The sequence below is a fragment of the Mesorhizobium sp. B2-2-3 genome, from assembly GCF_006442405.1.
In the GTDB taxonomy this organism is placed as follows: domain Bacteria; phylum Pseudomonadota; class Alphaproteobacteria; order Rhizobiales; family Rhizobiaceae; genus Mesorhizobium.
In genome coordinates this window covers 74030-94600 of the sequence record NZ_VFWC01000003.1, presented here as the reverse complement: position 1 = coordinate 94600, position 20571 = coordinate 74030, and the positions used below count along the sequence as shown (strand labels likewise).

Below are 20571 nucleotides of genomic sequence, written 5' to 3'. Positions count from 1 at the left end.
GGCGCCCCCCTCTGTCCTGCCGGACATCTCCCCCTCGAGGGGGGAGATCGGCTGCCAGCTTGGCTTTCGCCAATTACAACGGTTGAAAGATTGGCGCGCCACCGAAGCTGCCAATCTCCCCCCTCGAGGGGGAGATGTCCGGCAGGACAGAGGGGGGCGCTCAAGCGCGAGTATCTCATATCATGCTAGCCCTCCTCCTCCGCGATATCCGCCTTTCGATTCGGGCCGGCGGCGGGGCGCTGACGGGCGTGATCTTCTTCCTCGCCGTGATCGCCACCATTCCCTTCGGCGTCGGGCCGGACCTGAGACTGCTAGCCCGCATCGGCCCGGCGATCCTGTGGATCGGAGCACTGCTCTCTTGCTTGCTCGGCCTCGACCGGTTGTTCCAGGCCGACCGCGAGGACGGCTCGCTCGATCTCCTGGTGCTTGGCAACGACCGCCACATGCTGGCGCTGACGGTGCTCACCAAATGCCTGGCGCATTGGGCGGGCAGCGTGCTGCCGCTGGTGGTCGCCGCGCCGCTGCTCGGCCTGTTCATGAACATGGAGCCGATCGCCATCGGCGCCACGGCGCTTACGCTGCTGGTCGGCACGCCGGCGATCACCTTCATCGGCGCCGTCGGCGCGGCGGTGGCGGTGGCGCTGCCGCGCGGCGGGCTCCTGATTTCGGTGCTGGTGCTGCCGCTGACCATCCCGGTGCTGATCTTCGGGGTTTCGGCGAGTTACGGCGCGACGGCCAATCCCGATCCGTTCCTGCAACCTTTCCTCATTCTTGCCGCGCTGACGTTGTTTCTTGCCGTGCTCGGACCGCTGGCGGCGGCGCTGGCGCTGCGCCATGGCACGGATTGAGCCGGCCACGACCGGCAAGGGCTGCGGCGCGGCGGCCAATTGCGCGGTCACCGGCGTGGGGCTAAGGGAAGGCATGATCGAGCGCGGCGGAAGGATCGAATTGGCGGGCGGCATGCCGACGAGGCAGCCGGCATGAGCCCGCATGCGCTCTACGTCACCGCCGCCTATGCCGTCACGGCGATTGCGCTGGCCGGGCTGATCGGCTGGATCCTGCTCGATCAGCGGGCCCGCAAGCGCGAACTGGCCGAACTCGAGGCGGCGGGCGTGCGCCGACGCTCCGACAAGGGCGGGGAGCGCGCGTCATGAGCACGGATATGCCAACGCCGGCGCCGCCCCGGCGCCGCCTGTTCGTGCTGTTGCCGCTGCTGGTCTTCCTCGGGCTGGCGGGGCTGTTCCTGGCGCAACTCCTGTCGGGGCGCGACACTTCGGAGGTGCCGTCGGCGCTGATCGGCCTGCCGGCGCCGCCGACCAACCTGCCCCCGCTGGACGGCACGAACCTGCCGGGACTCGATTCGAAATCGTTTGCCGGCAAGGTGACGCTGGTCAACGTCTTCGCCTCATGGTGCGCGCCTTGCCGCGAAGAGCACCCGGTGCTTTTGGGGCTGGCGCAGGACAGGCGCTTCACCATGGCGGCGCTGAACTACAAGGACCGGCCGGAAAACGCCCGCCGGTTCCTCGGCGATCTCGGCAATCCGTTCCAGGCGATCGGCGTCGACGAGGCCGGCCGCACGGCGATCGACTGGGGCGTCTATGGCGTGCCGGAAACCTTCGTCATCGGCAAGGACGGCAAAATAGCCTACAAGCATGTCGGCCCGCTGACGGCCGAGACGGCTCAGACGCTGCTGTTGCCGCAGATCGAGAAGGCGCTGGCCGCGCCGAACTGAGGCGACTGGCCGGCCTACTTGCCTGCCTTGGCCCGCTCGATCGCGTCGACGATCATCTTCTTGGCGTATTTGGAATCGTGCCAGCCCTCGATCTTGACCCATTTGCCGGGTTCGAGATCCTTGTAGTGCTCGAAGAAGTGCTGCACCTGATCGCGGGTGATCTCGGGCAACTGCGTGTATTCGGTGACGTTCTCGTAACGCAGCGTCAGCTTCGGCGACGGCACGGCGATGACCTTCTCGTCTTGGCCGGCATTGTCTTCCATGATCAGCACGCCGATCGGCCGCACATTGATGACGCAGCCGGGCACCAGCGCGCGCGTGTTGCAGACCAGCACGTCGATCGGATCGCCGTCGCCAGACAGCGTGTGCGGAACGAAGCCGTAATTGCCAGGATAGCGCATCGAGGTGTGCAGGAAACGGTCGACGAACAGCGTGCCGGCCTCCTTGTCCATCTCGTATTTGATCGGCTCGCCGCCGATCGGCACCTCGATGATGACGTTAACGTCCTCGGGCGGATTCTTTCCGGTGGCGATGGCTTCAATACGCATGACTTATCCCTCTCTCGATTGGCAGACCGATAGCGGGCGGCGCAAAATGGTGCAATGCGGCGAATGGTGCTCAAGAACGCCCAGCAAGACGCAATGGCATTCAATGCGTTCAATCATTAGCAGAAGATGTTTCAGTGTCGTGATTGCGTAGGTTGCGCTTCGCGCCGCTTACGCGATCGTTCCTCGCCGGTCATTCCCAGACGAAAGCAACCTTCTTCAGCGCCTTCTGCTCGAATATCTCGACGCCTTCGGCGATATCGCGGCCGCCGGCGCCGGAATAGAATGCGAGCGCGTTCTGATTGTCTTCCAGCGCCCACACCACCGTGCCCTTCAATCCGTGGTCGGCAAGCCGCGCCCGTGCCGCCTTGAAAAGCCGGCTGCCGAGCCCGATGCCCTGATATTCCGGCCGAAGGTACAATTCATAGATCTCGCCCTGCTGCTTGAGTTCGCGGGCCCGGTTCTTGCCGATCGTGGCGTAGCCGGCAACCGTGCCGCCAATCTCGATCACCAGGACGATGGCGGCGCGGCGGATGGCATTGGCCCACCAGTCGGCGCCGCGACGGTTGATCATCGATGTCAGGGTGCGGTGCGGGATGATGCCGCTATAGGCGCCGCGCCAAGCCTGCAAATGCACGTCGGCGATCGCCGCGGCGTCGCGCGATTCGGCTTTGCGGATATCGATGCTCAGCGTATTCATGATTTGTTAACCATAAACCCGCATCGCTCGAATGCAAGAGTCCGGGCAGTCCGGAGGACGCTTTCTCACAGGCCGTCATCGCCTGCGCAATGCGCGTTCGAGGCTGTCGGTGGAGCTCAAATCTCGACCAGATGATCGTCGAGCTCGTTGGTGTCGCCCGACGTGACCGGGAAGTGCTCGGCGAGCACCGCTCCAACCGATCGGATCGCCTTGACGAAGCCGTCGGCAAGCCGGTCGTCGCCGGCATGTGCGGTAAGCTCGCGCACCACATCGTCCCAGACATGCTGGCCGACCTTGGCGTCGATGCCTGAATCGGCGACCACCTCGGCGTAGCGCTCGGTGACCGAGACGAAGACCAGCACGCCGGTGCGCGCGGTCGTGCGGTGGACGTTGCGGGCCAGGAACTGCTTCAGTGCGTTGTCATGCGCGGTCTGATAGCGCAGCCGTCTCGGCACCATATGGATGCGCAGCCCCGGAAAGGCCCATAACAGCAAAAGAAAGCAGGCCAGCGCCAGAAGCTGGGCAATGACGAAGTGCGGCAGACGGATGGTGAGCCACCAGGCCTCGAGCCCATAGGCGACGGCGAGGCTGACCAGCAGCGTGGCGAGAGCCGCCACGAAGGCAGCCGGAAAGAAGTAGTTGCCGCTGGCATGCGCCACCACGCAGTAGATTTCGCCGTCGGTCCTTGATTCGGCGGCGCGGATCGCCCCGGCGATGCGTTCATGGTCCTGCGGACTGATCGGTCGTATCGCCATGATCCCTCTCACCAGCTTCCCGAAGAGCCGCCGCCGCCGGAAGAGCCCCCACCGCCGGAGAAACCACCGCCGCTACCGCCCGAGGACCAGCCGCCGCCGCCCGACCAGCCGCCGCCACCTGACGACCAGCCGCCACTTGACGATCGCCGGCTCGGCTCGAACGTCATGCCGAGCCAGCGGTAACGGCCGGGACCGATCTTCTGGCCGAAGATCGGCGGCAACACCGAGGCCGCTATGCTGCCGAAGAAGATGAGCGCCCAGATGCCGATGAAGATGGCGAAGAACAAATCGTCGGAATTGAACGGCGCCTGCTGGTTGCGCTTGCCGCGTGCTTCCAGCTCCTCGGGATTGCCGTTGAGCACCATGATCATGTCGTCGACGGCCTTGGTGATGCCGCCGGAGAAATCGCCGGCACGGAAGGCCGGCACCATGTCGTTTTCGATGATCAGCTTGGTGTGCAGGTCGGTCAGCGTGCCTTCCAGCCCGTAGCCGACCTCGATGCGCATCTTGCGGTCGTTCGGCGCGACCAGAAGCAGCACGCCGTTGTTCTCCTTCGCCTGGCCGAGTTTCCAGAACCGGTACAGCCGGTTGGCATAGGGCTCGATCTCCTCGCCGCCGAGACTGGGGATGGTGGCGACGACGATTTGATCGGAGCCTTTCGTCTCGAAATCGGCAAGCTTCTGCGTCAGTGCCGCCCTGGTCGCCGCATCGATGATGCCTGCATTGTCGACGACACGGCCGGTCAGCGCCGGGAGCTCGGCGGCGAGGGCCGCAAATGGCAGCACAAGAACGAGGAGCAGGACAGCGACGCGATACATGGCGCGTCGTCCCTCATTGGCGAGCAGGATCACCACGTCGGAATCCGGCAATCATCCGCCCTGTTTCGTGCCGAAATCGACCTTCGGCGTCTGCAATTTGTCCTCCTCGACCGTGAAATTGGCGAAGGGCTCGTTGCCGCGGAACCAGAACGTCGCCCACAGCACCGAGGGGAAGGTCCGCAGCGTCAGATTGTAGTCCCTGACCGCCTGGATGTAGTCACGCCGCGCCACCGCGATGCGGTTCTCGGTGCCTTCGAGCTGCGCCTGCAGCGCCAGGAAGTTCTGGTTGGCCTTCAGGTCCGGGTATGCCTCCGACACAGCAAGCAGCCGCGACAGCGCGCTGGTCAGCCCTGCCTGGGCGTCCTGAAACCTCTTGAGGGCTTCGGGATCCTTCAACGTTTCTGGCGTTACCGTGACCTGCGTCGCCTTGGCGCGCGCCTCGACCACCGCGTCAAGCGTGTCCTTTTCGTGCGAGGCGTAGCCCTTGACCGTCTCGACCAGGTTGGGGATGAGGTCGGCGCGGCGTTGATACTGGTTCAGCACCTCGCTCCACGCCGCCTTGGCGTTCTCCTCCGCCGTCGGGATGGTGTTGTAGCCGCAGCCGGCAAGCAGCGGCAGCATGACGGCCATCACCAGCAAGGCGGGCAGCGTGCGGAATGTCGGGAAAGCAAGGCGCTGGGCAAACATGATCGGTCCCCTCGGTAGAAGTTGCATGCGAAGCATTACCACAATCGGCGCACAAGAAAACGACCTCGGCGCAGACGGTTGCCGATGGCATTACGGTCGGTCGCAAGGCGCTGTAATTGACGGGGCGAACGCGGTAAGCTCGCCACGAAAACAGGACAGCATCATGGCGCAGCGCCAGGACAGCGACACCGAATCGCGCCGTATCCTCGAGCGCGTCGCGCGCGAAACCGATCCGGCCGCCACTTCGCTCGCGGCGCGGACCGCGAAGGCCGTGCGCGACCACGTCGCGGCGGCCGATGCCGACCGCGCCGATCCGATCGAAGTCTGGGGCACGCGCATTGGCCGGATAATTGGGCTGCTGCTGGCGCTGGGCCTGATGGTCTGGCTCGTGCTCTTCCTCACCCGGGGCAGTTAGGATTCCAATGAGCACCGAGCAAGCCGACGCGCCGCGCGCGGTCATCGTCATTTCCAGCCATGTCGCACGCGGCTCGGTCGGCAATCGCGCCGCCGTCTTTGCGCTGGAATCGCTGGGTTTCCCGGTATGGGCGGTGCCGACAATCCTCCTGCCGTGGCATCCCGGCCATGGGCGCGCGACCCGCATCGTGCCGCCGCTCGATCAGTTCAAGGCATTGATGGCCGATCTGGAGCGCGCGCCGTGGCTGGGCGAGGTCGGGGCGGTGCTGTCGGGCTATCTCGGCGAGGCCGGCCAGGCCGAAGCCGTCGCCTCGCTGGTCGCCGCGGTCAAGGCGAGGACGCCCGACGCCGTCTATATCTGCGATCCGGTAATGGGCGATTCGGGCGGGCTCTATGTGCCGGAGCCGACGGCGATCGCCATGCGCGACCGGCTGATGCCGATCGCCGACATTGCTACCCCTAACCGCTATGAGCTGGAATGGATGGCCGGCGTGCCGTTGCCCGACCTGAAGTCGGTGATGGCCGCGGCGCTCCATGCGGGGCCTTCAACCATGCTGGTCACCTCGGCGCCGTCGATGATTTCAGGCGGCACCGGGAATCTTCTGCTCGACGGCAGCCAGGCGCTGCTCGCCGAGCACCGCGTCATCGACAAGCCGCCGAACGGTTTGGGCGACCTGACAGCGGCGGTCTACCTGGCGCGCATCCTCTCCGGCCAGCCGGCGATCAAGGCGCTGCAATCGACGACGGCGGCGGTCTACGAGATCCTGGCGCGCACGGCCAAACGCGGCGGCGACGAATTGCAGCTCGAAACCGATGCGCAGAGCCTGTCGCACCCGATGGCGATGGTGCAGCTTCGCCGTCTCACGCATCCGGGGCGGGACCGCCGCGCGTGACATCGGCCGAAGTCGTTGTTGCCGGCGTCGACGGCTGCAAGGCCGGCTGGATCGTCGTTCGACGTGCACCCGGCTCATTGCCCTCCGTCGAAATTTTCGCCAGCTTCGCCATGCTGCTCGCTGCGGTTCCCGACGACGCGATCGTCGCCGTCGACATGCCGATCGGCCTGCCTGAATTTTCGAGCAAGGGCGGGCGCGGACCGGAGGCGCAGGTCAGGTCGCTGCTCGGGCCACGCCAATCCAGCGTCTTCTCGATCCCCTCTCGTGCGGCACTCTACGCCGATACCGCCGAGTTCACTTCGATCGAAGCCTGGTACGCCGCGCATCGCCGGGCGAGCGACGTGGCCAGGACCACATCCGATCCGCCGCGCGGCGTTTCGATCCAGGCATTCGGCATCTTTGGCAAAATACGCGAGATCGATACGTTGCTGATCTCGCGGCCCGAACTGCGTGGCCGCGTCTTCGAATCGCATCCGGAAGTGGCTTTCTGTCGGCTCAACGGCGGGCAGGCCATGCTGATGCCGAAGAAGGTCAAGGGCAGCATCAATCCGGCCGGCATGGCGGAACGCAAGGCGCTGCTTAGCCGGCACGGCTATGCCATAGACTTCCTCGATCAGGCGCCGCCGCGCGGTGCGGCCGCCGACGATTTCCTCGATGCGGCGGCGATGATGCTGATCGCCGGCCGCATCGCCGCCTGCACGGCACGGCCGTTTCCCGACCCGCCACTTACCGACGGCTTTGGCATACCGGTCGCCATCTGGGCGTGACAACATTGCCCAGCTTTGCGCCTGACGCAGGGCATTTCTCACCAACCCCACAATTCTGCATTGCTCGCGACGGGCTTTTACCGCTAGAGCGTTTTCTCGACCGCAACGAGCTGCCGCCTCCAACCCGGAAAGCCGCCCATGCCTCACCTTCCCGACCACCTTCTTGCCGGCTACCGCAATTTCATGAACGGTCGCTATCTCACCGAGAGCGGCCGCTATCGCGAGCTCGCCCGGGAGGGGCAAGCGCCGGAAACCATGATCGTCGCGTGCTGCGATTCCCGCTCGGCTCCCGAGGCGATCTTCGACGCAGGGCCCGGCGAACTCTTCGTGCTGCGCAATGTCGGCAATCTGGTGCCGCCTTACGAGCCGGACGGCGAGTTCCACTCGACCTCGGCCGCGCTCGAATTCGCGGTGCAGAGCCTCAAGGTCAAGAACATCGTTGTCATGGGCCATGGCCGCTGCGGCGGTATCCGTGCCGCGCTCGACGCCAATTCCGCGCCACTGTCGCCGGGCGATTTCATCGGCAAATGGATGAGCCTGATCGCGCCGGCCGCCGAGACCGTGTCGGCCAGCACCTTCATGACTGCGACGGAGCGCCAGACGGCGCTGGAGCGCATCTCGATCCGCTATTCCCTCGCCAATCTCAGGACCTTTCCCTGCGTCTCGATCCTTGAGGGCAAGGGGCGGCTGTCGCTGCACGGTGCCTGGTTCGACATTTCGACCGGCGAGCTCTGGGTGATGAACAAGGAAACCGGCGATTTCGAGCGCCCGGTGCTGGAGTGACCGAAACGGCACGCCAGGCAATGAACATCCGGCCGGTCATGTTCACCGCCGCCGCACTGCTGATGGCGATCATGGCCGCCCGCGCCGATGACGGCGCCATCATCAGCCGGTGGTATTCGGCCCTGCTGGTCGCCGACCGCACCGAACTTTCCGACCTGCTCGCCGACAATGTGCGCATCGAACTCGACGACCTCGGCATCGTGCAGGGAAAGCAGGAGTTCATCGCCTCGCTCGACGAATGGAAAGGTGCGGTTGCTGGTGCCGCGATCCGACACCGGATCGAGAAGAACGAAGGCGGCGTCACCACGGTGATCGCCTGCTACGACTTCCCCGACAACGACATGCTGATGCATGAGACCTTCGCCATAGCGGGCGACCGCATCACGGCCAGCACGCAGAAAGCGCTTGCGGAAAGCTGCGAAGCCTACTGACCGGCAGCGCTGTTGCGCGCGCCGGACGAGCGCCCTACATCGGTGATTTCAGCCCCTCCCGACCTGCCAGCCCGAAAGACAATCCATGCCCGCCACGAAAGCCGTCGACCTCGCCGCCCATCCGCTGACCACGTGGCAAGGGCCACTCGGCCTGCCCGATTTCGCCCGATTTGGCGACGATGAATTCGCACCCGTCTTCGACGCGGCGCTGAAGGCGCATGAGGCCGAGATCGAGGCCATCGCCGCGAACGAGGATACGCCGACCATCGAGAACACGCTTCAAGCCCTGGAGCTCGCCGGCGAAGCGCTCGACCATGTCTCGTCGATCTTCTGGTGTCGTGCCGGGGCCCACACCAACGAGGACATCCAGGCGCTGGAGCGCGACATCTCGCCAAGGATGTCGAGGCATTTCTCGGCGATCTCGATGAATGAAAGGCTCTTTGCCCGCATCGACGACCTTTACCGGCGCCGCGAGACGCTCAAGCTCGATGCCGAGACGCTGCGGGTGCTGGAAAAGACCTGGAAGGCTTTTGTCCGCTCGGGCGCGAAACTCGACGCCGAGGGCAAGAAGCGGCTGGCAGGGATCAATGAGGAGCTGTCGTCGCTCGGCACCGGCTTCGGCCAGAACGTGCTTGCCGACGAGCGCGACTGGGCGCTGTTCCTGGACGAGGCCGACTTGGCCGGACTGCCGGATTTCGTGAAGAGCTCGATGGCCGAAGCCGCCGAGATGCGCGGCCAGAAAGGCCGCTACGCCGTCACCTTGTCGCGCTCGATCTACGAGCCGTTCTCGACCTTCTCGGAGCGCCGCGACTTGCGAGAGATCGCCTTCCGCGCCTTCACCATGCGCGGCCAGAATGGCGGCGCGACCGACAACACGGCCGTGGTGCGCGACATGCTGAAGCTGCGCGCCGAGAAGGCGAAGCTGCTCGGCTACGGCTCCTTCGCGGCGCTGAAGCTCGATGACACCATGGCCAAGACGCCCAAGGCGGTGCACGACCTGCTCGATCCCGTCTGGGAAAAGGCGCTGGAAAAGGCCGCCGCCGACCAGAAGGAGTTGGAACGGCTGGCGGCGGAAGCCGGCAGCAACGAAAAATTCGCAGCCTGGGACTGGCGGTTCTACCAGGAGAAGCTGCGCGCCGAGAAATTCGCCTTCGACGAGGCGGAATTGAAGCCCTATCTCCAGCTCGACCGGATCATCGATGCCTGTTTCGACGTCGCGACAAGACTGTTCGGCATCACCTTCGAAGAGAAGAAAGGCATTGCCGCCTGGCATCCGGACGCGCGTGTGTTCGTGGTGAAGAATGCCGATGGCAGCGAGCGCGGCCTTTTCCTGGCCGATTATTTCGCCCGGCCGTCGAAACGCTCCGGGGCCTGGATGAGCGCGCTGAAGTCAGGCTATCGCCTGGGTCGCGGTGCAAGGCCGATCATCTACAACATCATGAATTTCGCCAAGCCGCCCGTGGGTGAGCCGGCGCTGCTGTCGGTGGACGAGGCGAAGACCTTGTTCCATGAATTCGGCCATGCCCTGCACGGCATGCTGACCGACGTCACCTGGCCTTCGGTGTCGGGCACTTCCGTCAGCCGCGATTTCGTCGAACTGCCCTCGCAGCTCTACGAACACTGGCTGACCGTGCCGGCGGTGCTGGAAAAGCACGCTTTGCATGTCAAGACCGGCAAGCCGATGCCGAAGGCTCTGCTCGAGAAGATGCTGGCGGCACGCACTTTCGGGGCTGGCTTTGCTACGGTGGAATTCACCGCCTCGGCGCTGATCGACATGGCCTTCCATGCAAGGCCCGACGCGCCTGAGGAGCCACTTCGTTTCGAGGCCGAAACGCTCGAAAAACTCGACATGCCCGACACCATCGCCATGCGCCACCGCACGCCGCATTTCGGCCATGTCTTTGCCGGCGAGGGCTATTCGGCCGGCTACTATTCCTACATGTGGTCGGAAGTACTCGACGCCGACGCCTTCGCCGCTTTCGAGGAGACGGGCGACCCCTTCAATCCCGCGCTGGCCGAGCGGCTGAGAAAGAACATCTATGCCGCCGGCGGCTCGAAGGATCCGGAAGAACTCTACACCGCGTTTCGCGGCAAGATGCCGTCGCCGGAAGCCATGATGGTGAAGCGGGGGCTGGTGTAGGGCGAGCCTTCCCTTCTCCCCTTGTTGTGGGAGAAGGTGGATCGGCGCGCAGCGCCGAGACGGTTGAGGGGTGTTCCAGCGGAGTGAGGCGTGGGTGTTCCCTGGAACGCCCCTCATCCGTCGCCTTCGGCGACACCTTCTCCCACAAGGGAAGAAGGGGGAGCCTTGTCCTTCCACGGATCCGCCACCCTTGGCCAGATCGCCCGCTTCAGTTTCCTATAATCCGTCACCGCCGGATTGCTGGGGTACGCGCTCGGCGCCGAGAGATAGATGATCTCGGCGGCGATCGGTTCGAAGCCGGCGTAGAAATGGTTGGTCGATTTGATCAGCAGCATGTCCTTGGCCAGCGGATCGACGCCGATGTTGGAAAAAATGTCCGGCTCGAAGGTCTGCGTGCGGTTGGTGTTGAGGATGATGTCGACCTCGGTGCCCTCGATGCGGATCAACGCGGCGGGCCCGAGCGTCACCCGGCTCGGCCCGAAGCTCTGCCAACCTTCGGCGAGAACTTTCAGCACTGTGACGCGGGCGTCGATCGGCTCGCCGGCCTGAGGACCGGCCTTGCCGCCGAAACGCAGGTCGATGACGGCGCCCTCGCCCGCGGCCCGGCAGAAGGTCACGGCGACCGGATCCCAGATCGTCGCCACGCCGACATTGTCGATGCCGCGGGCCAAAAGCTCCCGCAGCACGATGGTGCCGTCACCCGGCACGCCGCCGCCCGGATTATCCCAGATATCGGCGATGACCACCGGCCTGCCGCGCTTTTCGGCGCATACGGCCTGCGCCCGCTCTATGCCGTCCTTGGCGCTCAGCATCGTCATCGCCGTCTTTTCGCGCATCGCGTAGAGCTCGCGGCCCAGCGTTTCGGCCAGCGCGTCGCCCTTGGCCTTGTCATTGTCGGTGACGACGAGGATGCGCGTGCCCATTTCGGGCACATCCGCCGCCATGAAGCCATGGATGACCGAGACCGACAGCACGCCGTCCCTGCCGTGCAGCGCCTTGATGCGGTCGACGAAGGAGCGCATCGGTTCGCGGCTGGTCGGCAGCACCTGGATCATGCGGCAGTCGAAGGTCGAGATGACGGGCTTGATCTCCCCGCGCGCCGCGGCGAGGCCAAGCTCGATGACATGTTCGCCGCGTTCGTAGAAATCGGTGTGCGGGAATTCTAGGAAATAAGCCATGACGTCGCACGCTGCCACGCGCTTCGGCGTCAGGTGGCTGTGCGGGTCGAACTCGCAGGCGATCACCACGCCAGGCCCGACGATCTCGCGCACCCGTTCGAGCAGGTCGCCCTCGCAGTCGTCATAGCCCTGCGCCACCATGGCGCCATGCAGGCCGAGAATGACGGCCTCGACCGGCAGCGCTGCTCGGAGCTGGCCCAGAATCTCGTCGCGCAGCGCCTCGTAGGTCTGCCGCTGCACCAGCCCGCCGGGCTCGGCCCAGGTGGCGGTGCCCTCGATGACGGTCAATCCCTCTGCGGCCGCGCGCCGGCGCAGCGCGACGATCGGCGAGGAGCACAGCGTCGGCGTCTCCGGATGCTTGCCCGGCCCGGCATAGAAGGCCATCTCGAACGATGCCCTGTCGGTCGGCACCGGCGAGAAGGTGTTGGTTTCCGTCGCCAGCGAGGCGGTGAAGATGCGCATGAAAGCTCCGTGGACAGGTTACTCTTCGCTCTCGCAATTCCGGACTGAAAAACCGCCATATACTTTCTCATGGAATTGCTATTTGACGGCTCCGAGCGCCAGCCCCCGCACGAGGTAGCGCTGCAGCCAGATGAACAGGATCGCCACCGGCAGCGTCGCCAGCAGCGTGGCGGCCATGACGTGGTGCCATTCGATGGTGTAGCGCCCGGCGACCAGCGAGAACACCTGGATCGGCAGCGTGTAGCTCTCCTGGCTGCGCAGCATGGTGAGCGCCACGACGAATTCGTTCCAGGCGTTGATGAAGGTGAAGATGGCGGTGACGGCAATGGCCGGCAGGCAGAGCGGCAGGAACACTTTGCGCAGCGTCAGCCAGCGGCCGGCGCCTTCCATCCAGGCCGCCTCCTCGAGATCGCGCGGGATGGTGTCGAAATAACTCTGCAGCATCCACACGGTGAAGGCGACGTTGAAGGCCATGTAGATGAAGCCGAGCGCGGTCGTCGATTCGACCAGCCCCCAGGCGGCCATCAACCGGAACAGGCCCAGCACCAGCACGATCGGCGAGATCATCTGCGAGATCAGCAGGAACTGGCGGAAGGCGCCATAGCCGGCAAAACGAAAGCGCGACATGGCATAGGCCGCCGGCACGGAGATCAGGATGGCGCCGACGGTGGCGATCACCGAGACATAGAGCGAATTGGCGAGCGCCCGGCCGAAGCCGGTCGCCACCCACATGTCGGCAAAATTCGACCAGCGGAATTCGCTCGGCCACCATGTCGGCGACAGCACCTCCTGCCGCGGCTTGACCGCGGTCAGGAACATCACCGCGAACGGAAAGATCGTCACCACGATCAAAGGCGCCAGCAGCAGCCAGGCAATGACGGTTCGTTTCAGCTTGTTCCTCATGCGCGCTGCTCCCGCATGGCGAGGCGCACATAGATCATGGTGAAGACCAGCAATATGGCGAACATCACCAGCGACACGGCGGAAGCCTCCCCCAGTTTGCCGATGCGGAAGGCGAGCTTGTAGAGGTGGGTGACCAGGATGTCGGTCGAATTGGCCGGCCCGCCCTGCGTCATTACCCAGATGATCGGGAAGGAATTGAAGACATAGATGGTGTTGAGCACGATGGCGATGTTGATGAACGGCTTCAGGAGCGGAAAGGTGATTTCGCGGAACTGCTGTGCCGGCGTCGCTCCTTCGAGCGCGGCGGCCTCGTAGAGATCGTCCGGAATCGAAGACAGGCCGCCGAGGAAGATCGTCGTGGTGAACGGCACCGTCACCAATATGCCGATCAGCACCTGCATCGGGAACGCCGTCTCGGCGCTGGCCAGCCATTGGACATTGTGATCGATCAGGCCGAGGCCGAGCAGCGCCGAATTCAGCATGCCGCTTTCGCCGCTCAGCGCCCAGCGCCAGACCACCGCCGTCATGGTCAGCGACACCGCCCAGGGCAGCATGATGATGACGCGGGCAAGGCCGCGGCCGTAAAAATCGGTGTTGAGGATGATCGCGACCGGGATCGACAGAAGCAGCGCGCCGCCAACCACCAGCACGGTCCATATCCCCGTGCGCCACAGTGCCGCGACGAAATCGGGATCGGTGGTGAGGGCGGCGAAATTGGCAAGGCCGCTGAATTCGCGCAGCTGGCCGAAGCGGTTGACGTCATGCGTGGCGATCTGGATCAGGTCCCAGACCGGCCAGAAGATCACGATCGCCGCCAGGAACAGGCTGGGCAAGGTCAGCAGATAGGGCAAGAAGCGATTTTGCATCGGCTGGTTTTGTACCGTGTTGCGGGTGGAGATTGGATTGCGCTGGCCTAACAGATTGACTTAATCCCGCCTCGTTCTTCTCAGGGGCACAGCTTCAGGACTCCTTGCAAGCGTCGCTGCGCGCCCTGCCTGCCCGTCCTCCGCAGCAGTTGCGGAAGGGGGCCCTTCCTCTCCCCCGTCGACCGGGGGAGAGGCGTCGAGCGAAGCTCGACGGAGTGGGGGTCGACTCTTGGGCGCAAGGCGAGGCGATGCTTGCGCTTCCTATGTCCGTCGCGGCTTTGCCAGGTGGTTCCCCCACTCCGTCTCGGCTTCGCCGAGCCACCTCTCCCCCCTCCGGAGGGAGAGGAAAGGAGCCTGGCTGGGGCGGCGCTGATATCGATGAACTATCTTTCTGCTCGAGTCTGCAAGATGTGGCGCGCCCCGCCTGAGTGGGGCGCGCCACGGGCGCAGGGAGATACGCCCTATTTCTTCAGCACGGCGTTGGCCTTCGCCGCCGCATCCTTCAAACCCGCCTCCGGGTCGCCGCCGAGGTATATCTTCTGGATCGCGTCCGACGTGATCTGGGCGATCTCTTCCCAGCCCGGGATGACCGGCGCGAAGCGGGCATCGGGCAGAAGCGCGGTGAAGGCGGCGAGGTCGGCATTGTTGACGTAGTAGTCCATCTTGGCCTCTTCCTTGTTCACCGGCAGGAAGCCCTCGCCTTGCGTGAACTTGGCGCGCTGTTCCGTGGTGAACAGGAAGTCGAGCAGTTTCCAGGCCTCGTCCTTGTTCTTGGAGTTCTTGAACATGATGATGGAATCGGTGACGCCATAGGTGCCGCGCGCGCCGGTCGGGCCGGCGGGTATAGCCGCCACGCCGTATTTCAGGCTCGGCGCCTCTTCCTTGATCTGGTTGGACAGGAAGGGTGCGGTGATCATCATGCCGACCTTGCCCTGCTTGAACAGGTTCTGAACGTCCTCACGGTTGTTGGAGGTGACGCCGGGCTCCGTCAGGCCTTCGTCGATCATCGACTTGTAGAGCTTGGCGGCTTCGAGCGCGCCAGGCGTGCTCAAGCCCGATGTGCCGTCCTTGTTGAGGATCTCGGTGCCGTATGACCACATCGCATAATAATAATAAACGTCGGTCTCGATCTCCTTGCCCTGCAGGCCGAAGCCGAATGTGCCGGACCCCAGCGCCTTGATCTTGCGGGCGTCCTCCTGCAGCTCGGTCCAGTTGGCCGGCGGCTTGGCGATGCCTGCCTTCTCGAACAGCTCCTTGTTGTAATACATGGCGCGCGCCGAAGCTGCGATCGGCAGGCCGTAGGTCTTGCCGTCCATGATCGAAGGCGACAGGAACGTGTCGATGAAACGGCCCTTGAAGTCTGGCGTGATGTAGCTGTCGAGCGGCTCGGCGACGTCCTGCTGCACGAAGTCGATCAGCCAGCGCGTGCCGATGATCGAGAGATCCGCATTGGTGCCGGCGGTGATGTCGGTGGTCAGCTTCTGCAAGAGCACATCCCACGGCACCACTTCGAACTTGACCGTGATGCCGGGGTTCTTTGCCTCGAACTCCTTCTTGACCTCCTCGAAGTAGGGGCCGGTCTTGGCGCTGTATTCAGCGACGGTGACGCGCACCTCGCCGGCTTGCGCCTGTGCCGCGAAGGCCAGCATGCTCATTCCGGCCATCAAGCCGACAGTCCATTTCGCAATGCTCATCCGATCTCTCCCATTTTGTTCAGCGCTTTTTGCGCTCCTCACGCCGATGTTGACGCAGGATTATGTGACTTTCCTACATTATCGAGGAATTGGCAGCACGCAAGCAGATTATCGTGTTGCTTAATTACATTCCATTCACTAGCCTGCCGGCATCTACCTAGAGCAGTTCCCCGTTTCACAGAAAACGGAGAACCACTCTAACTCTTTGTTTTGACGCAATTCCGGACGGAAAACCGTATACACTTTTCTGGAATTGCTCTAACTGCCGGAGGAGCAAGCGCCGTGGTTTCGAAAGCCGAATTCGAAGGCCGCACTGTCGTTGTCACGGGCGCCGGCGGTGGCCTCGGCTCGGCGATCGTCGCGTTGCTGGCCGGAAGAGGCGCGCGGGTGGTCGGTTGCGATCAATCGGAGGAGGCGTTGGCAAGCCCGCACCTCGCCTCGCGCCATGTCTTCAACCTTCTCGACCGGGTTTCGGTCGAGGCAGCCGTCGCGGCCGTGCTCGACAAGGACGGCGTGCCCGACATCCTGATCAACAATGCCGGCTGGACGCGCGCGGAGACGCTCGGCGCATTGACGACCGACAGGATAGGGCAGGAAATCGACCTCAACCTGACCGGCGTGATGACTTTTGCCGACCCGCTGGTCAAGGCGATGGCGGCGCGCGGTTCGGGCAGCGTCGTCTTCATTTCTTCCGTCAACGCCATCGCCCATTTCGGCAACCCCGCCTATGCCGCCGCCAAAGCCGGTATCAACGCCTATGCCAAGGCGATCGCCGTCGAGCTCGGCCGCAGCGGCGTTCGCGCCAATGTCGTCTGTCCGGGATCGATCCGTACCGCCGCCTGGGACCATCGCCTGGCCAAGAACCCCGACATTCTCGGCAAGCTCCAGCGGCTATATCCGCTCGGCCGCATCGTCAATGCCTCGGAGGTGGCGGAAGCCGTGGCGTTTCTTGCCTCCGACCGGGCGTCCGGCGTAACGGGCGTGGTGATGCCGGTGGATGCCGGCCTGACCGCCGGCTGCCTGCCGTTCATCGACGACATAGTGGGAGCGTGACCATGACCGACGTCCAGTTCCGCGACCTTTCGAAATCCTTCGGCCAGCACAGCATCCTCAAGAACATCGACCTCGACATCGAGAGCGGCGAATTCGTCGTGCTGGTCGGCCCGTCCGGCTGCGGCAAGTCGACCTTGCTGCGCATGCTGGCCGGACTGGAAACGATAAGCTCGGGCGATCTCGTCATTGGCGGCGTGCGCGCCAACGACCTGCCGCCACAGCAGCGCAACATCGCCATGGTCTTCCAGTCGTATGCGCTGTTTCCGCACCTCAAGGCCTCCGACAATATCGGCTTTGGGCCGAAAATCCGCGGCGAGAACCCCGCCGCGGTCGAGGACAAGGTCAAGAAGGCATCCAGCGTCCTCAATCTGTTCTCCTATCTCGACCGTTACCCCCGGCAATTGTCGGGCGGTCAGCGCCAGCGCGTCGCCATGGGCCGCGCCATCGTGCGCGAGCCCTCGGTCTTCCTGTTCGACGAACCGCTGTCCAACCTCGACGCGCAATTGCGGGTGCAGATGCGCACCGAGATCAAGGCGCTGCACCAGAGACTGAGATCGACGGTCGTCTATGTCACCCACGATCAGATCGAGGCCATGACCATGGCCGACCGCATCGTGGTGATGGATCGCGGCCGGATCCAGCAGGTCGGGCCGCCACTGGAGCTCTATGACCGGCCATCCAACAAGTTCGTTGCCGGCTTTCTCGGCTCGCCCTCGATGAGTTTCGTTTCCGGGTCCCTCAAGACGACGGCCACGAACAGCTGGTTCGAATCGACTGGCGGCGGAAGGCTTGCGCTTGCCGGCAAAGAAGTGCCGACAGGCAGCGCGGTGGAGGCCGGCATCCGGCCCGAACATTTTGTCATCGGCGAAGCTGCCGACGCGATGACCATCAAGGTGGACGTCGTCGAGCCGACGGGCTCCGAAACCCATGTCTACGGCGCCATTGGCAGCGATACGGTGCGCGTCGTCTTCCGCGACCGGATGCAGGTGAAGCCGGGCGACCGCCTGCCGGTCTCGGTCGAGCCGCGCAACGTCCATCTTTTCGACAAGGCGACGGGCCTGCCTCTATGAAAGCACAAGCGTGAAGACACCGGCATGAAGACACCGGCCGACATCATCACCCGGTTGCAGCTGATGTCGCAGGACGGCACCAAGTCGGATCGCCGGCTGGCGGGTCTGGTCCTGTCCGATCTCGATTTCGCCTCCAAGGCGGCGATCTCGGAGATCGCCGCGCGCGTCGGCGTCAGCGAGCCGACGGTGACCCGCTTCTGCCGCAATCTCGGCTGCGAAGGCCTGCGCGACTTCAAGTTCTACCTGGCGCAGGCGATCGCCATTGGCGGCCAGTATCTGTCGCCCGAGCCGCTGAGCCGCGACGCCCGCGAGCAGCGCATCGCATCGGCCATCACCGAGGCGGCGATATCGGCCATCCAGCGCGCCAGCGAAAACCTAGACATGACGACTCTGGTCGATGTCGCCGCGCGCATTGCCACGTCAGGCAACGTGCTGTGCGTCGGCTCCGGCGGCATTTCCTCGATGATGGCGATCGAAATGCAGAACCGGCTGTTCAGGCTGGGCCTGCCGGTGCTGGCGCAGATCGACGGGCAATTGCAGCGCATGTACGCCGCCGTGGCAACTCCCGACACCACGCTGGTCGCCTTCTCGGTTTCCGGCTATGCACGGTCGGTCATCGAGGCGGTGCAGGTCGCGCAGCAATATGGCGCCACAACGGTCGCCGTCACCGCGCCGGACTCGGCATTGGCCAGGGCCGCCGACACCGTCATCCATTTGCAGCCGCTCGAGGACGGCAACATCTACAAGCCGACATCGTCGCGCTATGCGCTGCTGGCGATCGTCGACATGATCGTCACGTCGGTGGCCGAGACGCGCGGCCCGAAGGTGCTGGAGAATTTGCGCCGCATCAAGCAGAGCGTGAACACGCTGAAGGTCGACGATCCGCGTTTGCCGCTGGGCGATTGAACTTCAGGCCGAAGCACTGAGCGCCTCGATGCGCTGCATCAGCACCTGGGGTTCACCCGTCACGCGCAGCGTCTTGAGCCGTGCCGTGCCGCCGGCGACAACCGAAACGGCTGAGGCCGGCACTCCAAGCGTCTTGGCGGCCAGCTTCTCCAGCGCTTGATTGGCGGCGCCGTTTTCGGGCACGGCGCGGACCCGTGCCTTCAAATGGCTTCGCCCATCAGCCGATGTCTCGATGCCTTCGAACCTGTCCATGGAAGACTTCGGTGTCAGCCGGACGAACAATTCGATGCCGTTCTCGCGGATGCGGAACGGGGCACTCATGCGAGCATCGGGTTCACAGCACCAGCGGTGCCACGGTGGTGAGCAGGAACTGCCTGAGGAAGAACAGGATCAGCAGCAGGATGATCGGCGAGATGTCGATACCGCCAAGGTCCGGCATGAAACGTCGGATCGGCCTGAGCGCCGGTTCGGTCAGCCGGTAGAGCATATTGCCGATGCTGCCGACAAACTGGTTGCGCGAGTTGACGACGTTGAAGGCATAGAGCCAGGAAAAGATCGCCGAGATGATGATGACCCACCAATAGAGGTCGAGCGCCATGACGATTGTTTGAATGAGGGCGAGCATGCCGGTCTCCAATTGTTGCCGACATGTAGCCATTGCGCGCGAAACCGGCAAGGGCAGGCTTCGGCCGCCAGGATTTCGGCAAAACGTCGCCTTGACAGAAAACTGCCGTGCCCGATAAATGCGCCATCCGCTGGACGGGGCTGTAGCTCAGCTGGGAGAGCGCGTCGTTCGCAATGACGAGGTCAGGGGTTCGATCCCCCTCAGCTCCACCAGCGGATCATATACCTATAAATCTGTTAATAAATCAACACCTTAGGAGGAAATTGCCAAGAGGCGTTTCCCCACGCGGGTTCCCCACGTTCGCCGGTTAAGCCCGTGGCTTCCACGACGTTGCCGACAATCGTTGCCCAGACCAGTCCCTGAAGGTCTCCCATTGGCCGCGCCTTAGGGTGGCCCTGACGAACAGGCTATAGCGGGTCAGTTCCAGTTCGAGGCGCTTCGTCTTTATGTGCATTACTCTTCCTTGGCCCTGTGTCCTGTGAGACGGGGGACCGAGCGCCGTCACAGGAAGCAGCCCCGGTCCCCAAGGCGGATCAAGGTGATCAATTCCCCTCCGCCTCGCCACGTCGATAGTGTGATTTCCGGCTAAGCGTCAATGGGGGATTGCAGAAATAAATCAATGCGTTAGTGCAACTATCCCACCAGCGGGATCGTCCCTGCGGTGGCATGAAGGTCAGTCAATGGTCGCGTCTCAAGAAGCACTGCCCGATCACGATTAAACGCAACCTCGATAACGTGCCCTACCGTTTGATAGGCGCTGACTTTGTAAACGGCCAGGACGCCACCCGCCTCGCTCATGGCCCTGCACTCTGCTGGTGATGGGCACTGGATGCGTAAGTCATCGAGCGTCCTACACCCAAAGATATAGCTCGCAGGAACGTAGTTGCCTATATCTATGACCTTGTCGGTGTTAATCTTGGCATCCGGTGAATACGTCTGCGGATACAGGTTTGGGTTCTCCATCATCTCTCTATGTAGAACCGCTCTGTAGACGTGGATTAGACCACCCATCCACGGGCCGATGCCGTCTTTGTCTTCGATGCGATACAGGAGAACCTGAGGTTCATCCTCGTCTTTGATGATCTGAGGTGGGCCATCATAGTAACCCAATGGTTGCTTGCTCCATTTTGTCACGAAAGGCCCGCCCCC

The 20571-nt window shown here is 63.8% G+C and carries 25 protein-coding genes and 1 tRNA gene; 14 read left to right on the top strand and 12 right to left on the bottom strand.

Annotation, left to right across the window (positions count from 1 at the left end; genetic code table 11):
• Window positions 1-182: 182 nt before the first annotated feature.
• The 4 genes from ccmB to FJ951_RS06375 are packed head-to-tail and all read left to right on the top strand — an operon-like array spanning window position 183 to window position 1732.
• On the top strand, window positions 183-848 hold the full coding sequence (gene ccmB / locus FJ951_RS06385; protein ID WP_140514012.1) for a heme exporter protein CcmB: 666 nt from the start codon (window positions 183-185) through the stop codon (window positions 846-848).
• Window positions 835-984 carry a hypothetical protein gene (locus tag FJ951_RS28380; protein ID WP_181172205.1) on the top strand — a complete coding sequence of 50 codons (150 nt, stop codon included), beginning with the start codon at window positions 835-837 and terminating at the stop codon, window positions 982-984. The genes ccmB and FJ951_RS28380 overlap by 14 nt, the downstream gene beginning before the upstream one ends.
• Entirely contained in the window at window positions 981-1154 is a 174-nt protein-coding gene (ccmD, locus tag FJ951_RS06380; protein ID WP_140514011.1) for a heme exporter protein CcmD, read from the top strand. The genes FJ951_RS28380 and ccmD overlap by 4 nt, the downstream gene beginning before the upstream one ends.
• Complete coding sequence (locus FJ951_RS06375) at window positions 1151-1732, top strand: DsbE family thiol:disulfide interchange protein (protein ID WP_140514010.1); 582 nt, start codon at window positions 1151-1153, stop codon at window positions 1730-1732. The genes ccmD and FJ951_RS06375 overlap by 4 nt, the downstream gene beginning before the upstream one ends.
• A gap of 14 nt (window positions 1733-1746) precedes the next feature.
• On the opposite strand, the gene ppa is transcribed toward FJ951_RS06375, so the two are convergent.
• The 5 genes from ppa to FJ951_RS06350 form a co-directional block, all read right to left on the bottom strand.
• Complete coding sequence (gene ppa / locus FJ951_RS06370; protein WP_140514009.1) at window positions 1747-2280, bottom strand: inorganic diphosphatase; 534 nt, start codon at window positions 2278-2280, stop codon at window positions 1747-1749.
• Window positions 2281-2470: 190 nt separating this feature from the next.
• Entirely contained in the window at window positions 2471-2977 is a 507-nt protein-coding gene (locus tag FJ951_RS06365) for a GNAT family N-acetyltransferase (RefSeq protein WP_140514008.1), read from the bottom strand.
• Window positions 2978-3093: 116 nt separating this feature from the next.
• Window positions 3094-3732 carry a TPM domain-containing protein gene (locus FJ951_RS06360; protein ID WP_140514007.1) on the bottom strand — a complete coding sequence of 213 codons (639 nt, stop codon included), beginning with the start codon at window positions 3730-3732 and terminating at the stop codon, window positions 3094-3096.
• Window positions 3733-3740: 8 nt separating this feature from the next.
• Window positions 3741-4550 (bottom strand): YgcG family protein, encoded by an 810-nt coding sequence (locus tag FJ951_RS06355; protein ID WP_181172209.1) that lies wholly within the window; start codon window positions 4548-4550, stop codon window positions 3741-3743.
• Between the two features lie 51 nt (window positions 4551-4601).
• On the bottom strand, window positions 4602-5237 hold the full coding sequence (locus tag FJ951_RS06350; RefSeq protein ID WP_140514006.1) for a LemA family protein: 636 nt from the start codon (window positions 5235-5237) through the stop codon (window positions 4602-4604).
• 163 nt (window positions 5238-5400) lie between these two features.
• Between FJ951_RS06350 and FJ951_RS06345 the strand changes: the two genes are divergently transcribed.
• The 6 genes from FJ951_RS06345 to FJ951_RS06320 all read left to right on the top strand — a co-directional run bounded on the left by FJ951_RS06345 (window position 5401) and on the right by FJ951_RS06320 (window position 10665).
• Window positions 5401-5652 carry a hypothetical protein gene (locus FJ951_RS06345; RefSeq protein ID WP_140514005.1) on the top strand — a complete coding sequence of 84 codons (252 nt, stop codon included), beginning with the start codon at window positions 5401-5403 and terminating at the stop codon, window positions 5650-5652.
• Between the two features lie 7 nt (window positions 5653-5659).
• A complete protein-coding gene (gene pdxY / locus FJ951_RS06340; protein ID WP_140514004.1) occupies window positions 5660-6544 on the top strand; it encodes a pyridoxal kinase PdxY in 885 nt (294 codons plus the stop codon).
• Window positions 6541-7311, top strand: coding sequence for a DUF429 domain-containing protein (locus FJ951_RS06335; RefSeq protein ID WP_140514003.1), 771 nt, complete (start codon window positions 6541-6543; stop codon window positions 7309-7311). The genes pdxY and FJ951_RS06335 overlap by 4 nt, the downstream gene beginning before the upstream one ends.
• A 138-nt stretch (window positions 7312-7449) precedes the next feature.
• Window positions 7450-8094: a carbonic anhydrase gene (locus FJ951_RS06330; RefSeq protein WP_140492485.1), complete on the top strand. Its 645-nt coding sequence runs from the start codon at window positions 7450-7452 to the stop codon at window positions 8092-8094.
• A gap of 20 nt (window positions 8095-8114) precedes the next feature.
• The gene (locus FJ951_RS06325; protein WP_181168552.1) at window positions 8115-8525 is read left to right on the top strand and encodes a nuclear transport factor 2 family protein; all 411 of its coding nucleotides are present in this window, start codon (window positions 8115-8117) and stop codon (window positions 8523-8525) included.
• Between the two features lie 85 nt (window positions 8526-8610).
• Window positions 8611-10665 carry a M3 family metallopeptidase gene (locus FJ951_RS06320; RefSeq protein ID WP_140514002.1) on the top strand — a complete coding sequence of 685 codons (2055 nt, stop codon included), beginning with the start codon at window positions 8611-8613 and terminating at the stop codon, window positions 10663-10665.
• A 113-nt stretch (window positions 10666-10778) separates the two neighbouring features.
• Here FJ951_RS06320 and FJ951_RS06315 read toward each other — a convergent pair whose 3' ends face one another.
• From FJ951_RS06315 to FJ951_RS06300, 4 genes are all read right to left on the bottom strand, one after another.
• Window positions 10779-12305: a M81 family metallopeptidase gene (locus tag FJ951_RS06315; protein WP_140514001.1), complete on the bottom strand. Its 1527-nt coding sequence runs from the start codon at window positions 12303-12305 to the stop codon at window positions 10779-10781.
• 78 nt (window positions 12306-12383) lie between these two features.
• Window positions 12384-13208 carry a carbohydrate ABC transporter permease gene (locus FJ951_RS06310; protein WP_140514000.1) on the bottom strand — a complete coding sequence of 275 codons (825 nt, stop codon included), beginning with the start codon at window positions 13206-13208 and terminating at the stop codon, window positions 12384-12386.
• Window positions 13205-14074 (bottom strand): sugar ABC transporter permease, encoded by an 870-nt coding sequence (locus FJ951_RS06305; RefSeq protein WP_140492500.1) that lies wholly within the window; start codon window positions 14072-14074, stop codon window positions 13205-13207. Before FJ951_RS06305 ends, FJ951_RS06310 begins: the two co-directional genes overlap by 4 nt.
• A gap of 461 nt (window positions 14075-14535) precedes the next feature.
• Window positions 14536-15768, bottom strand: a complete 1233-nt coding sequence (locus FJ951_RS06300) for a sugar ABC transporter substrate-binding protein (protein ID WP_140492503.1) — start codon at window positions 15766-15768, stop codon at window positions 14536-14538.
• A gap of 282 nt (window positions 15769-16050) precedes the next feature.
• Here FJ951_RS06300 and FJ951_RS06295 point away from each other — a divergent pair, with 282 nt between their 5' ends.
• Genes FJ951_RS06295 through FJ951_RS06285 form a run of 3 tightly spaced genes read left to right on the top strand, consistent with a single transcriptional unit; the run spans window position 16051 to window position 18797 of the window.
• Window positions 16051-16821 (top strand): SDR family oxidoreductase, encoded by a 771-nt coding sequence (locus FJ951_RS06295; protein WP_140513999.1) that lies wholly within the window; start codon window positions 16051-16053, stop codon window positions 16819-16821.
• A 2-nt stretch (window positions 16822-16823) separates the two neighbouring features.
• Window positions 16824-17891, top strand: a complete 1068-nt coding sequence (gene ugpC, locus FJ951_RS06290; protein ID WP_140513998.1) for a sn-glycerol-3-phosphate ABC transporter ATP-binding protein UgpC — start codon at window positions 16824-16826, stop codon at window positions 17889-17891.
• A gap of 24 nt (window positions 17892-17915) precedes the next feature.
• A complete protein-coding gene (locus tag FJ951_RS06285; protein ID WP_140513997.1) occupies window positions 17916-18797 on the top strand; it encodes a MurR/RpiR family transcriptional regulator in 882 nt (293 codons plus the stop codon).
• 3 nt (window positions 18798-18800) lie between these two features.
• On the opposite strand, the gene FJ951_RS06280 is transcribed toward FJ951_RS06285, so the two are convergent.
• Window positions 18801-19118 carry a DUF167 domain-containing protein gene (locus FJ951_RS06280; protein ID WP_140513996.1) on the bottom strand — a complete coding sequence of 106 codons (318 nt, stop codon included), beginning with the start codon at window positions 19116-19118 and terminating at the stop codon, window positions 18801-18803.
• 13 nt (window positions 19119-19131) lie between these two features.
• Entirely contained in the window at window positions 19132-19422 is a 291-nt protein-coding gene (locus tag FJ951_RS06275; RefSeq protein ID WP_140492518.1) for a YggT family protein, read from the bottom strand.
• A gap of 136 nt (window positions 19423-19558) precedes the next feature.
• On the opposite strand from FJ951_RS06275, the gene FJ951_RS06270 reads away from it, so the two are divergent.
• Window positions 19559-19634, top strand: a tRNA-Ala gene (locus FJ951_RS06270).
• Window positions 19635-20055: 421 nt separating this feature from the next.
• Here FJ951_RS06270 and FJ951_RS06265 read toward each other — a convergent pair.
• Window positions 20056-20532, bottom strand: coding sequence for a hypothetical protein (locus tag FJ951_RS06265; protein ID WP_140513995.1), 477 nt, complete (start codon window positions 20530-20532; stop codon window positions 20056-20058).
• Between the last annotated feature and the right edge of the window lie 39 nt (window positions 20533-20571).